This window comes from Geodermatophilus sp. SYSU D00697 (assembly GCF_054050175.1).
Genome location: NZ_JBJGYV010000027.1, coordinates 1 through 12,204, shown reverse-complemented (window position 1 = coordinate 12,204; position 12,204 = coordinate 1). Strand labels below are relative to the sequence as shown.

Sequence of the window (12,204 nt, the reverse complement as noted above, 5' to 3'; positions counted from 1 at the left end):
ACGGCGCCCGGGACGGGCACCGAGCAGGCCTGGAGAAGAGGAGGCACCGTGGCGGAGAGCTACAACGGCTACTGCGTGAAGTGCAAGGAGAAGCGGGACTTCGACGGCGAGGTCAAGGTCAGCGAGTCCGGCCGCCGCATGGCGCAGGGCACCTGCCCCGTCTGCGGCACCAAGATGAACCGGATCCTCGGCAAGGCCTGAGTCCGCCCGGCCCTCCACGGCGGCACCCGCGCGGCGGGTGCCGCCGTCGTCGTCTCCGGCACCTGTGGACGCCGTCGGCGTCTGTGGACGACGCGGGCACCCGCGGCCGCGCGGCTGCGAACCTGCCGGTGTGGACGACACCGCACACCCGCTCCTCCCCCCGGACGTCCCCCTCCTGCGGCTGCCGGGGTCCGGCGACCGCGCCACGCTCCGGGTCGGCGGGGCCGACTCCACCGACGGGTTGCTCGTGACGCCCGGTGCGGACGGCCTCGCCGCGCTGCTGCGCGGGCTGGACGGGCGGCGCACCCAGCGGGGCGTCCTGACCGACGCCGCCCGTGCGGGGCACGACCCCGCCGCGGTCTCCACACTGCTCGACGGCCTGCGGGCGACCGGCCTGCTGGTCGACGTCGACGCCACCGACCTGCTGGCTTCGGACGCCGGCCCGGCCGCTGCGGCGCGGACGCGGTCGGAGCTCCCCTCGGCCGCGGCCCGCGGGCAGCGGCGGGGGTCACCCTGGCGCGCCCGCCGCGGAGCGTCCGTGGTCGTCGAGGGGGCGACGCGGGTGGGGGTGCCGCTGGCCGCCGTCCTGGCCGCGAGCGGCGTGGGCCGGGTCAGCGTCCGGGACGCCGGCCCGGTCACCGCCGGGGACGCCGTCGTCGGGGGGCTCGACGCCGCGGACGAGGGTCGCGAGCGTGCGCTGGCCGCCGCCGACGCCGTCCGCCGCGCCAGCCCGCTGGCCGACGTGCGCCCGCTGCCCGCCGGCACGCCCGGTGACCTGGTCGTCCTCACCCGCCCGTGGGCCGCCTCCGACCCGCTGGTCGCAGGCCTCCAACGCCGTGGCGTGCCCCACCTGGTGGCCACCGTCCGTGGGCAGACCGGTGTGGTCGGCCCCCTCGTGGTGCCCGGTGCCACCAGCTGCCTGCGCTGTGCCGACCTGCACCGGCGGGACGCCGAGCCGCGGTGGCCCACGCTCGCCGTCCAGCTCACCGCGGCGCCGGCACCCCCGGGCGGCGCCACCGTCACCTGCCTGATGACGGCGGTCACCGCGGCCGTTCAGGTGCTCGCCTACCTCGACGGCAGCGGCGCCCCCGCCACCCTCGGGGCGACGGTGGAGCTGCAGCTGCCCGACCTGGTACCCCGGCTGCGCCGCTGGCCGGTGCACCCCGCCTGCGGGTGCCCCGCGGATGCCCACGGCCCCGATGGAGGGACATGAGACCCCTCCTCCAGCGCTGCACCCACCCATCGGGTGACAATGGCGGGCAGAGTGCGCCGGCGAGCCCACACGGGGGGCCTGGTGCCGCCGCGACTGCGGCCTGACGACGGCCAGCGAGGAGACCGCGTGACCGAGACCGGACGGGGCATCCCACGGGGCTCGGTCTCACGGACCGCACGGCTGGCCTCCCTCCCCCTGGGCGCGGCCGGCCGTGCCACCCTCGGCATCGGCAAGCGGCTGTCCGGCCGGCCCGCCGACGCCGTCACCGCCGAGCTGCAGCAACGCACCGCCGAGCAGCTGTTCGCCGTCCTGGGGCAGCTCAAGGGCGGGGCGATGAAGCTCGGTCAGACGCTGTCGGTGTTCGAGGCCGCGGTCCCCGAGGAGGTCGCCGCGCCCTACCGCGAGGCGCTGGTGAAGCTGCAGGAGGAGGCGCCGCCGATGGCGGCGCGCACGGTCCACGGGGTCCTCGCCCAGCAGCTGGGCGGGAAGTGGCGGGAGCGCTTCCGGCACTTCGACGACGCCCCCGCGGCCGCGGCCAGCATCGGTCAGGTGCACCGCGGCACCTGGCGGGACGGGCGCGACGTCGCGGTGAAGATCCAGTACCCGGGTGCGGCCACGGCGCTGATGGCCGACCTCAACCAGCTCTCCCGCTTCGCCCGGCTGTTCGCCGCGCTGTTCCCGGGGATGGACGTCAAGCCGCTCATCGCCGAGCTCAAGGCCCGGGTCGTCGAGGAGCTCGACTACGGGCTCGAGGCCGACTCCCAGCGGGCCTTCGCCGCGGCCTACGTCGACGACGAGCAGATCGTCGTCCCCCGGGTCGTGGCCAGCGCGCCCAAGGTGATCGTCTCGGAGTGGCTGGAGGGGACGCCGCTGTCGCGGATCATCGCCTCGGGCACGCGCGAGCAGCGCGACCGCGCCGGCCTGCTGATGTCGGTGCTGCACTTCTCCGGTCCCCAGCGGGCCGGGCTGCTGCACGCCGACCCGCACCCGGGCAACTTCCGCCTGCTCGCCGACGGGCGGCTGGGGGTCATCGACTTCGGCGCGACCGCCCGCCTCCCCGACGGCCACCCGGAGCCGATCGGCAGGCTGGTGCGCTGGGCCCTCGAAGGCCGCGCCGACGACGTCCTGGCCGACCTGCGCACGGAGGGCTTCGTGCGACCCGGGGTCGAGGTCGACGCGCAGGGGGTGCTGGACTACCTGCGGCCGCTGCTGGAGCCGATCGAGAGCCACCACTTCCAGTTCACCCGGGCCTGGATGCAGGAGCAGGCCGCCCGCATCGCCGACCCGCGCAGCGAGGCCAGCCGGCTCGGCCGGATGCTCAACCTGCCCCCGGCCTACCTGCTCATCCACCGGGTGACGATCGGCTCGATCGGCGTGCTCTGCCAGCTCGACGCCGCGGCCGACTTCCGCAGCGTCATCGAGGAGTGGCTGCCCGGCTTCACCGGGTGAGCGTCACGGGTCCAGCCGCGCCTCGAGGTCGCGGAGGTGCTCCCGCGCGCACCCGGGGCACAGCGCGGTCAGCGGTCCCGGCATCCGCGGGCCGGGGACGCCGGTCGCCCGGGGCGGGGTGCTCAGCGACCAGCCGCTCGTCACGTCGGCCGGGGTGCCGCTCCGGCCGCACCGGGCGCAGATCAGCTCGTCGTCCACTCCCCCAGCCTGCCCGCCGGGAGGAGCCGAGCACAGGAGGGCGGCCGGCCCGGACGCACCGGGAGCGTCCGGGACCGGCCGCGGACCGGGCGGAAGCACGCGGCCTCCGCGAGAGGGACCGCCGTCAGCGGACGGCGGCGCTGGCCCGCGCGGCACGCCGCGTCGCCTGCTCGGCGCGACGGGCCCAGCGGCGGGCGGCACGCAACCGGTGGGCGCGCGCGGCGGTGTCGGCCTCGGCGCGCAGTTCGCGCAGTCGGTCGACGGCGAGGTCGTACTCGATGGTGTGCACCTTCAGTCCTCGGAGGTCTCGGGGAGCCCGCCGGTCGGCGGGCCGGGGTGGGTGGTGGTCCGGTCGGTCGGGTCAGGCGACCGCGACCTTGCGGGGGCGTCCGCGTGGCCGCTTCCGCGGGATGACCACGCCGCGCTCGAAGATCTCGCCGCCCCAGACGCCCCACGGCTCGCCGCGGTCGAGCGCGCCGGCCAGGCAGGCGTCCCGGACCGGGCAGTTCGCGCAGAGCGTCTTGGCCTGCTCGAGCTGGGCCGGGCTGTCGGCGAACCACAGGTCCGGGTCGGTCCGGCACGGCAACGGGAGCCGCACCGGAGCCGGGGACACCGGGGTCGCCGGCCGTCGGGGGAGGGAGCCGCCGGTCCGGGGGAGCCCGGGTCGGCGGTGGGACGTCGGGCGGTCGATCGCCTGCTGCACTGCCGCTCCTCCTCGTACTCGTCGTCGTCAGCCGGCGGGGACCCGCCGACCGGGAGTCGGGGCCGGGTGCCGCGGTGTCGAATGAGAGAGGCCGCGGAGCCCGGTGTTCGGGTTCCGCGGCCTCGAGGAGGACCGGTCGAGCGCTAGCTCAGCGGTCTCCTCGAGGAGGGGATCCCGAGGGTGGTGCCGTCGTTCTGCTCGTCCTGGGTGACGTCGATGCCGGTGCCGAACTCATCGGTCGCACGGAGGGCGCCGCGGCCACGGCCGGTGGGCACGAGGTCGAACTGCGGAGCGCCGGGGACGTCGATGCCGAAGACCGGGGTCGCGACGGCGGGCACGCAGGTGGGCGCGCCGGCGACGACGGCGGTCAGGGGCAGGGCGCGGAGACGCTGGGCGGCGGACGGCACCGCGTGGGCGGCCGGGCGCACGTCGAGGCTCCCCGGGCCGGAGACCCCGGCGGGGGCGTCGATCCACATCGTGGTGATCATCGGTCCCCCTCCTCTCCGGGGTCGGATCCCGGCCTGCCGGCCGGTCTCGGTCTTGGTGCGGCCCGGGGCGGTGCCCCGAGCGCGAGAAGGACAGTAGGGGCCCACCGCGAGGAGGGTCAACGCAATTAACCCCGCCGTGTCGGAGTGACCCAGGTCACCCGTCCGCCGTCGCGGACGGCGATGTCTCAGGTGCTGACGGTGGCCAGCACGTCCTCGCCGTAGAGCTCGAGCTTGCGCGCGCCGATGCCGGGCAGGGCGGCCAGCTCGCGCAGCGTGGCCGGGCGCGACTCGGCGATGGCCTGCAGGGTCGCGTCGGTGAAGACCACGTAGGCGGGGACCGACGCGGACGCGGCGGCCTCGCTGCGCCAGGCCCGGAGCCGTTCGAACAGCTCCCCCGCCTCGCCCTCGAGGACCACCTTGGCGCGCTTCTGCCGCCGCGGGGGCGGCGCGGCCGTGGGCGTGGACTCCGGGACCAGCCCGGTGAGGAACCGGCTGCGCGGCCGCGACCGGCGGCCACCGGGGTTGCGGGCCAGCGACCACGACAGCGTCAGCTGCTCGCGGGCCCGGGTCACGGCCACGTAGAGCAGCCGCCGTTCCTCCTCCACCGCCTCGGGTCGGGACAGCGACTGGGCGATCGGCACCACGCCGTCCACGAGGCCGACGACGAACACCGCGTCCCACTCCAGACCCTTGGCCGCGTGCATCGAGGCCAGGGTGACGCCCTGCACCGTGGGCGCGTGCTGCGCGTCGGCCCGCGCGGCCAGGTGGGTGACGAAGCCGGCGAGGTCCATCGTCGGGTCCTCGGCCACCAGGTCGACGGCGAGGTCGACCAGCGCGGCGAGGGACTGCCAGCGGTCGCGCGCGGCGCCGCCCGGCGGGGGCCGGTGCTCGGCCCAGCCGGTGGAGGCCAGCACGTCGCGAACGGTGGGCACCAGCGCGCCGGGCTCGCTCCCGCCGGCCGCGGCGCCGCGCAGCAGCAGCAGGGCCTCCCGCACCTCGGGCCGCTCGAAGAACCGCTCCCCGCCCTTGAGCACGTAGGGCACGCCCGCGGCGCTGAGCGCGTTCTCGTAGACCTCGGACTGGGCGTTGATCCGGAACAGCACGGCGATCTCGGCGGCCGGCATCCCCGCCTCGACGAGGGCGCGGCAGGCCTGCGCGACGGCGGCCGCCTCGGTCGGCTCGTCGGGGTGCTCGAAGAACCGCGGCGCCGGGCCCTCCGCGCGCTGGCCCAGCAACCGCAGACCCGGCAGCCCCTTCCGCCGCGGGGCCTGCCCGATCAGCTTGTTGGCCAGCGCCACCACCTGCGGGGTGGAGCGGTAGTCCCGCTCCAGCTTGACCACCTCGGCGTCGGGATAGCGGTCGGCGAAGCCGAGCAGGTAGTCGGGGTCGGCGCCGGTGAAGCTGTAGATCGTCTGGTTGGGGTCCCCGACGACGCACACGTCGGCCCGGCCACCGAGCCAGGCGTCGAGCAGCCGCTGCTGCAGCGGGTTGACGTCCTGGTACTCGTCGACGACGAAGTGCCGGTACTGGCCGCGCACCTGACGCGCGACGTCCGGGTGCTCCTCGAGTGTGTAGGCGGTGACGAGCAGGAGGTCCTCGAAGTCGAGGACGCCGTCGCGCTGCTTGGCCGACTCGTAGCTGGCGTAGACCGAGGCGACGGCGGCCGGCTCGAACGGCGGCTCCCGACCGGCGGCCTGCGCGCGGGCCGGGTAGTCGTCCGGGGTGGCCAGGGTGGTCTTGGCCCACTCGATCTCGCTGGCGAGGTCGCGCAGGCTCGTGCGGTCGGTGGAGAGCCGGGACCGGGAGGCCGCGGTGGCGACCAGCCGCAGCTTGTTCTCCACCAGCCCCGGCATCGGCCCGCCCAGGACCCGCGGGGCGAAGTAGCGCAGCTGGCGCATCGCCGCGGCGTGGAACGTGCGCGCCTGCACCCCCCCGACCCCGAGCCCGGCGAGGCGGCCGCGCAGCTCCCCGGCGGCGCGCGCGGTGAAGGTGACGGCCAGCACCTGCTCGGGCGCGAAGGCCCCCGTGTGCACCCCGTAGGCGATCCGGTGGGTGATGGTGCGCGTCTTCCCCGTGCCGGCACCGGCGAGGATGCAGACCGGCCCGGAGACGGCCTGGGCGGCCGCGCGCTGCTCGTCGTCCAGCTGCGCGAGCACCGCCTCGGCGCCCCGCACGACGCCGGGCGCTCCGGCGATCTGCGACATCCGGCCCCCCGTCTCTGCTCGATGGCCGTTCCCATCCTCCCAGCCGCCACCGACGCCGGGGGGAAGCATCCCCGGGCGCGCGGCGTTGACCCCGCGGTGGCCGGACTCCGCCGCGCCGCCCCACCGATCCCTGGGAGGACCCCCTCGATGAGTGCAGCGACCGCCGCCGTGACCATGTACACCACCACCTGGTGCGGCTACTGCGTGCGGCTGAAGAAGCTGATGCAGCGCGAGGGGATCGACTACGCCGAGGTCGACATCGAGCGCGACCCGGCCGCCGCGGACGTCGTCATGCAGGCCAACGGCGGCAACCGCACGGTGCCGACGCTGGTGTTCGCCGACGGCAGTGCCCTGACCAACCCCAGCATCGACGAGGTCAAGAGCCAGCTCGCCCAGGCCGCTCAGGCGTGACGGCGAGTGTTCCCCCCGACTCGGTGCGCAAGGAGGCATGATCGTCGGCCGAGGGCTGTGACCACGGCCCCCTGACGTCCCGGCCACGAGGCCGGGCCCGCCCTCCGGAGGACGCCGTCGTGAGTTCGAGCGTCGAGCACGCAGCCGCCGCGGCCGCCTGCCCGGACGACGCACTCGGGTCGGAGGGACCCGCGGTCGTGGTCGCCCGCACCGGTCGGGGCTGGTCGGTCCTCGCCCCCGGCCGGGCGGCCGACGTGGCCGACCTCGTCGAGGGCATGTCGCTCGCCGACCTCGTCGCCGAGGAACTGGGCGCCCTGGTCGAGCCCGACCGGACCGCCCGGCGTGCCGCCCGCGGCCCGGTCGGGCAGACCGAGCCCGACGCCGATCCGCGCGACGCCCGCCTGGCCGCGCTCGAGCGGACCGTCGCCCAGCTCGAGCACGCGCTCGCGGCCCGGGTGTCCACCGAGCGCGCGATCGGCGTCCTGGCCGAGCGGCACGGCACCACTCCCCGCTGCGCCTTCGAGTCGCTGCGCGGCAGCGCGCGGTCCCAGGGACGCCCGGTCGCCGACCTCGCCCGCGAGGTGCTGGAGGACCTCGAGGCCCGCGCGGAGGAACTCCCTCCTGCCGAGTCCGCGCCGCCTGCACCGCAGTCGCTCGCCGCCTCCGACGGCCGGCGCACCCGGGCACGCGGCGAGCGGAGGGCCGCGGAGGAGCGGTCCTGACCCGTCCGGAGCCGCTGACCCCGGCGGCGCTCGCCGACCGGCTGGCGGGGCTGCTCGGGGACCTGCCGCCCGAGCCCGGGGCGACCGCGCTCCGGGTCGCCGTGGACGGGCCCGACGTCGCGGCGCCCGAGGCCCTGGCCCGCGCCGTGGCCGAGCGGTTGCCGGCCCTGGGACGACCCGCCGCCGTCGTCCCGGCCGGCGGGTTCCTGCGCCCGGCCTCGCTGCGGTTCGAGCACGGCCGCACCGACCCCGACGCCCGCTACACCGACTGGCTCGACGCCGGGGCGCTGGCCCGCGAGGTCCTGGACCCCGTCGGCCCCGGCGGCTCCGGGCGGTACCTGCCGGTGCTGTGGGACGTCGTCCGCGACCGCGCCGCCCGGGCCCGCCCCGAGCCGATGCCGCCGGGCGGCGTGCTGCTCGTGCCGGGTCCCCTGCTGCAGGGGGTCGGGCTCGCGTTCGACGTCGTCGTCCACCTGCGGGTGGCCCCACCGGCCCGTCTGCGGCGCACGCCGGCGGACCAGGCCTGGGAGCTGCCCGCCTTCGACCGCTACGACGCCGAGGTGGACCCGGTGGCCCTCGCCGACGCCGTCGTCCTGGCCGACTCCCCCGACCACCCCGCGCTGGTGCTCCGGGGCCGCCTCGCCTGACGGGCGGCCGAGATCGGGTGACCTGGTCCTCGCCGCCCTCAGCCCAGCTCGCCGGCCACCCAGCGGTCGATGATGTGCCGGGCGATGGAGACCGCCGGTGGCAGTGCCTGCGGGCCGGCGCCGGAGCGCAGCTCGTCGCGGGTGAACCAGCGGGCCTCCTCGATCTCGGTGGGGTCCAGCCGGAGGGTCGGGTCCCCCTCGACGCGCGCGGTGTAGCCGAGCATCAGCGACTGCGGGAACGGCCAGGGCTGGCTGCCCACGTACCGGATGTCGGTGACCTGGACGCCGACCTCCTCGGCGACCTCGCGGGCGACGGCCGCCTCGGCGGACTCCCCCGGTTCGACGAACCCGGCGAGGATGGAGAACCGGCCGGGCGGCCAGACCGCCTGCCGGCCGAGGACGCACCGGTCGCTCCCGTCGTGGACCAGCATGATCACGGCCGGGTCGGTGCGCGGGAACAGCTCCGCACCGGTCACCGGGTCCCGCCGCACCCAGCCGGCCCGCTCGACGGTCGTCTCCGCCCCGGACAGCGGGCTGAACCGGTGCCGCTCGTGCCACTCGAGGATCCCGATCGCCTGGGCGAGCAGGCCCGCGTCGAGGTCGTCGAGGTCGGCGCCGAGCTCGCGCAGCCCGCTCCAGCTGTCGACCGGCCGGCCGCTGACGGCGAGCCGCCGGTCGCCGCGGACGGCGGCGAAGTGGACCCCGTCGGCCTCGCCCAGGTAGACCGCGCCCTCGGGCAGCTGCGTGCGCTCCTCCCAGAGGAGCCGGGGACGGCCGTCGTCCTCCTGGACCGGCACGGTGCGCCGCTCGTCGACGGTCAGCACCCGGACCGGGCGGCCCCCGGTGGGATCGGGCAGCGACCGCGCGAGGTGGCTGCGGTCGTGCGCGGACCGGGAGAGGACCGGCACCGGACCCGGCGGGGACGGCCGGCTCTCCGGCCAGGAGCCCCGCGCGGGGTCGTGCAGGGGCGGGTTGTCCGCCGGCGTGCTGCCGCCGGCCGGGACGGTCACGCCGGCACCTCCGCCGAGGCGCGGACGTCGACCGGCCCGAGCGCCCGCAGCCCGTCGGTGACCCGCTCGGCGTCGCCGACCACCACCGCGGTCAGCGCGGCGGGCTGCAGGTAGCGGCGGGCCGCGGCCTGCACCTCCTCGACGGTCACCTCGGCCAGCGCCCGCTGGTGCTCGGCCAGCCAGCCCGGCGGGAGCCCGGCGCCGACCAGTGCCGACAGCGTGCTGGCCAGACCGGCGTGCGTGGCCGTGGACAGCGCCATGCTGCCGAGCACGTACCGCCGCGCGCCGTCCAGCTCCTCGGCCGTGACCGGGGTGAGCGCCATCCGGCCGAGCTCGTAGAGGATCTCCAGCATCGCCGGCGCGGTGACCTCGGTGGCGACGTCGGCCTCGACGAGGAACGACGACGCCGCGGCCAGGTGGTCGACCGAGCTGCGCGGGCTGTAGCTGTAGCCCCGCCGCTCGCGGATGTTCTCGACCAGCCGCGAGGAGAAGTAGCCGCCGTAGACCATGTTGGCCAGCCGCACGGCGGCCAGGGCGGGCTGGGTCCGGCTGGGGGCGGGGCCGCCGAGCCGGAGGTTGGACTGCACCGCGCCGGGGCGGTCGACCACCTCGAGGTGGCCGGGCACCAGCTGTGGCGCGGGCGGAGCGCTCACCGCCGTCCCCTCGCCGGTCCAGCCGGCCAGGGCCTCCCCCGCCGCCTCGATCGCGGCCGCCGGGTCGAGGTCGCCGACGAGCACCAGCGTGCTGCCGGCGGGCAGCACCCGCTCGCGGTGCAGCTTGCGCAGCGCCTGGCTGCGCACCGCGGCGACCGCCTCGGTGGTGGGCAGCTGCTCGGCGTAGGGGTGGGCGCCGTACCGGCGGGCGGCCAGGGCGGTGCGCGCGATCACCCCGGGCTGCGACCGGGCGATGGAGATGCGCTCACCGACGCGGGCGCGCTCGGCCTCGACCTGGTCGGCCGGGAAGGTGGCGCTGGTGAGCACCTCGGCGAGCACCCCGAGGACCGGGGCCAGGCCCTCGGACAGCAGCGTGGTCGAGAACAGCAGCCGGTCGGGGTCGGCCGAGACCGACAGCTCCCCGCCGTGGGCCTGGAACAGCTGCGCGATGCCGGTGGCGTCGTGGGCTTCCGTGCCGAGCAGGACCGCGCCGGAGAGCACCGCCGTGCGGGCGGTGTGCGTGGCGGCGGTCCGCGCCGTCGGGGCGGCGAAGGGCACGCGCAGCCGCAGCTCGACCAGCGGGACGCCGGGTCGCGGGACGACGACCAGCCGCAGGCCGCTGGGCAGCGTGGCCTCGCTGACCGGCAGCTCGGGCTGCGGGCGGGGCTCGCCCAGGGGTGGGATCAGGTCCGGGGCACTCACCGACGTCCTCCCGTCGCGCGCAGTTCGAGGACGGCGGCGGTGCCGGGGTCCAGCCCGCGGGCGGCGACCTGCACCTGCTCGGGGGTGACCGCGGCGAGCCGGGCGGCGAGCTCGCCGGCCAGCTCGGCGCGGCCGTGGATCAGCTCGGCCGTGCCGAACGCCAGCGTGCGGCCGAGCACGGAGTCGGCCTGGCGCAGCAGCTGCGCCTCGGCGCGGGCCTGCACGCGCGCGAGCTCCTCGGCGCCGACGCCCTCGTCGGCGATCTTGCCGATCTCCTCGTGCACCGCGGCCAGCACCTTCTCGACGGTGACCGACGCCGGGTGGTGGACCTGGGTGGTCAACAGCGTCGCGTCCCGGACCTCGAAGGGGTCGCCGAACAGGCCGACGTAGCTGCTCTGCGCGACGGCCAGCTGATCGTCGTGCACGAGCCGGCGCTCCAGGCGGGAGGCGTCGCTCTCGCTGAGCAGCTCCGCGAGGAGCACGGTGCCCAGGTAGGTGTCGAGGTCGCCGACCGGGTCGGGGACCCGCCAGCCGACGGCCACCGCCGGGGTCGGTGCCAGCCGGTCCTCCACCACGCCCGAGCGCACCCTCGTCGGGGACGGCTCGCCGGTGGCGACCGTCGGCGGCACGTCGCGCGCCTCGATGGGGCCGAACCAGCGGCGCACCAGCCGCTCGGTCTCCTCGACGTCGAGGTCGCCGCCGATGCACACGACCGCGTTGCCCGGCGCGTAGTAGCGGTGGAAGAAGTCGGTGGCGTCCTCGACCGTGGAGGACTCGAGGTCGACGAAGGACCCGTAGCCGTCGTGGGTGTTGGCGAAGCTCTCGAAGGCGATCTGGGGCAGCTGCAGCCAGGGGAAGGCGCCGTAGGGCCGGTTGAGGACGTTGACCCGGATCTCCTCCTTCACCACGTCGATCTGGTTGCGGAGGTTCTCCTCGGTGATCGCCGGCGCCGCCATCCGGTCGGCCTCGAGGAAGATGGCGCGCTCGAGCGCCTCGGTGGGCAGCGCCTCGTAGTAGTTGGTGAAGTCCTGGTGGGTCGAGCCGTTGAAGGTGCCGCCCGCGGCCTGGACCAGGCGGGCGTGCTCCATCTTCGGCACGTTGGCCGAACCCTGGAACATCAGGTGCTCGAAGAGGTGGGCGAAGCCGGTGCGGCCTTGCGGCTCGTTGCGCATCCCGACGTCGTAGGAGACGGTCACGGCGACCACCGGCACGCTGCGGTCGGGCGCGAGCACGACCCGCAGGCCGTTCTCCAGTCGGAATCGCTCCACCGGGTGCCGGAGGGTGAGGTCGGCCCCAGCTGCTGTCACGTCCCGACAGTAGCCGGACGCGGCGGCGGAGCGCCGTGGTGGACCTGGCCGCGGTGGACCGGTCGCGGGGCCCGCAGGGTCCCCGACCGGGACACGGGGATCGGCTCCGCTCAGGCCGGGGACGGCACCGGGCCGCGGTGGACCGGTCGCGGGGCCCGCAGGGTCCCCCACCGGGACACGGGGATCGGCTCCGCTCAGGCCGGGGACGGCACCGGGCCGCGGTGGACCGGTCGCGGGGCCCGCAGGGTCCCCCACCGGGACACGGGGATCGGCTCCGCTCAGGCCGGGGACGGCAC

The 12,204-nt window shown here is 76.6% G+C and carries 14 protein-coding genes; 6 read left to right on the top strand and 8 right to left on the bottom strand.

Annotated elements, in window-relative coordinates:
* Positions 1 to 48: 48 nt before the first annotated feature.
* The 3 genes from ACI79C_RS19610 (at position 49) to ACI79C_RS19600 (ending at position 2,863) form a co-directional block, all read left to right on the top strand.
* Entirely contained in the window at positions 49 to 201 is a 153-nt protein-coding gene (locus tag ACI79C_RS19610) for a DUF5679 domain-containing protein (protein WP_012950213.1), read from the top strand.
* A gap of 130 nt (positions 202 to 331) precedes the next feature.
* The gene (locus tag ACI79C_RS19605) at positions 332 to 1,414 is read left to right on the top strand and encodes a ThiF family adenylyltransferase (protein WP_456947363.1); all 1,083 of its coding nucleotides are present in this window, start codon (positions 332 to 334) and stop codon (positions 1,412 to 1,414) included.
* A gap of 126 nt (positions 1,415 to 1,540) precedes the next feature.
* Positions 1,541 to 2,863, top strand: a complete 1,323-nt coding sequence (locus tag ACI79C_RS19600; RefSeq protein ID WP_456947362.1) for an ABC1 kinase family protein — start codon at positions 1,541 to 1,543, stop codon at positions 2,861 to 2,863.
* A 3-nt stretch (positions 2,864 to 2,866) separates the two neighbouring features.
* Here ACI79C_RS19600 and ACI79C_RS19595 read toward each other — a convergent pair whose 3' ends face one another.
* The 5 genes from ACI79C_RS19595 to ACI79C_RS19575 all read right to left on the bottom strand — a co-directional run bounded on the left by ACI79C_RS19595 (position 2,867) and on the right by ACI79C_RS19575 (position 6,456).
* Positions 2,867 to 3,061, bottom strand: coding sequence for a hypothetical protein (locus ACI79C_RS19595; protein ID WP_456947361.1), 195 nt, complete (start codon positions 3,059 to 3,061; stop codon positions 2,867 to 2,869).
* Between the two features lie 124 nt (positions 3,062 to 3,185).
* Entirely contained in the window at positions 3,186 to 3,350 is a 165-nt protein-coding gene (locus tag ACI79C_RS19590) for a hypothetical protein (protein ID WP_456918678.1), read from the bottom strand.
* Positions 3,351 to 3,422: 72 nt separating this feature from the next.
* Complete coding sequence (locus ACI79C_RS19585) at positions 3,423 to 3,659, bottom strand: WhiB family transcriptional regulator (RefSeq protein ID WP_456947360.1); 237 nt, start codon at positions 3,657 to 3,659, stop codon at positions 3,423 to 3,425.
* 248 nt (positions 3,660 to 3,907) lie between these two features.
* Positions 3,908 to 4,252: a hypothetical protein gene (locus ACI79C_RS19580; protein ID WP_456947359.1), complete on the bottom strand. Its 345-nt coding sequence runs from the start codon at positions 4,250 to 4,252 to the stop codon at positions 3,908 to 3,910.
* Between the two features lie 185 nt (positions 4,253 to 4,437).
* The gene (locus ACI79C_RS19575; protein WP_456947358.1) at positions 4,438 to 6,456 is read right to left on the bottom strand and encodes an ATP-dependent helicase; all 2,019 of its coding nucleotides are present in this window, start codon (positions 6,454 to 6,456) and stop codon (positions 4,438 to 4,440) included.
* 147 nt (positions 6,457 to 6,603) lie between these two features.
* On the opposite strand from ACI79C_RS19575, the gene ACI79C_RS19570 reads away from it, so the two are divergent.
* The 3 genes from ACI79C_RS19570 (at position 6,604) to ACI79C_RS19560 (ending at position 8,236) form a co-directional block, all read left to right on the top strand.
* Positions 6,604 to 6,867 (top strand): mycoredoxin, encoded by a 264-nt coding sequence (locus ACI79C_RS19570; RefSeq protein WP_456947357.1) that lies wholly within the window; start codon positions 6,604 to 6,606, stop codon positions 6,865 to 6,867.
* A 119-nt stretch (positions 6,868 to 6,986) separates the two neighbouring features.
* Positions 6,987 to 7,589, top strand: coding sequence for an ANTAR domain-containing protein (locus tag ACI79C_RS19565; protein WP_456947356.1), 603 nt, complete (start codon positions 6,987 to 6,989; stop codon positions 7,587 to 7,589).
* Between the two features lie 101 nt (positions 7,590 to 7,690).
* Complete coding sequence (locus ACI79C_RS19560) at positions 7,691 to 8,236, top strand: uridine kinase (protein ID WP_456947355.1); 546 nt, start codon at positions 7,691 to 7,693, stop codon at positions 8,234 to 8,236.
* A gap of 38 nt (positions 8,237 to 8,274) precedes the next feature.
* On the opposite strand, the gene nudC is transcribed toward ACI79C_RS19560, so the two are convergent.
* The 3 genes from nudC to ACI79C_RS19545 are packed head-to-tail and all read right to left on the bottom strand — an operon-like array spanning position 8,275 to position 11,908.
* Positions 8,275 to 9,246 (bottom strand): NAD(+) diphosphatase, encoded by a 972-nt coding sequence (nudC, locus tag ACI79C_RS19555; RefSeq protein ID WP_456947354.1) that lies wholly within the window; start codon positions 9,244 to 9,246, stop codon positions 8,275 to 8,277.
* The gene (locus ACI79C_RS19550; RefSeq protein ID WP_456947353.1) at positions 9,243 to 10,601 is read right to left on the bottom strand and encodes a M16 family metallopeptidase; all 1,359 of its coding nucleotides are present in this window, start codon (positions 10,599 to 10,601) and stop codon (positions 9,243 to 9,245) included. Before ACI79C_RS19550 ends, nudC begins: the two co-directional genes overlap by 4 nt.
* The gene (locus ACI79C_RS19545) at positions 10,598 to 11,908 is read right to left on the bottom strand and encodes a M16 family metallopeptidase (protein WP_456947352.1); all 1,311 of its coding nucleotides are present in this window, start codon (positions 11,906 to 11,908) and stop codon (positions 10,598 to 10,600) included. The genes ACI79C_RS19550 and ACI79C_RS19545 overlap by 4 nt, the downstream gene beginning before the upstream one ends.
* Positions 11,909 to 12,204 lie beyond the last annotated feature (296 nt).

Excerpts from the sequence above, each read along its gene's own strand:
- ACI79C_RS19580 (WP_456947359.1), bottom strand. The coding sequence starts at position 4,252 with ATGATCACCACGATGTGGATCGACGCCCCCGCCGGGGTCTCCGGCCCG.
- ACI79C_RS19575 (WP_456947358.1), bottom strand. The coding sequence starts at position 6,456 with ATGTCGCAGATCGCCGGAGCGCCCGGCGTCGTGCGGGGCGCCGAGGCG.
- ACI79C_RS19570 (WP_456947357.1), top strand. The coding sequence starts at position 6,604 with ATGAGTGCAGCGACCGCCGCCGTGACCATGTACACCACCACCTGGTGC.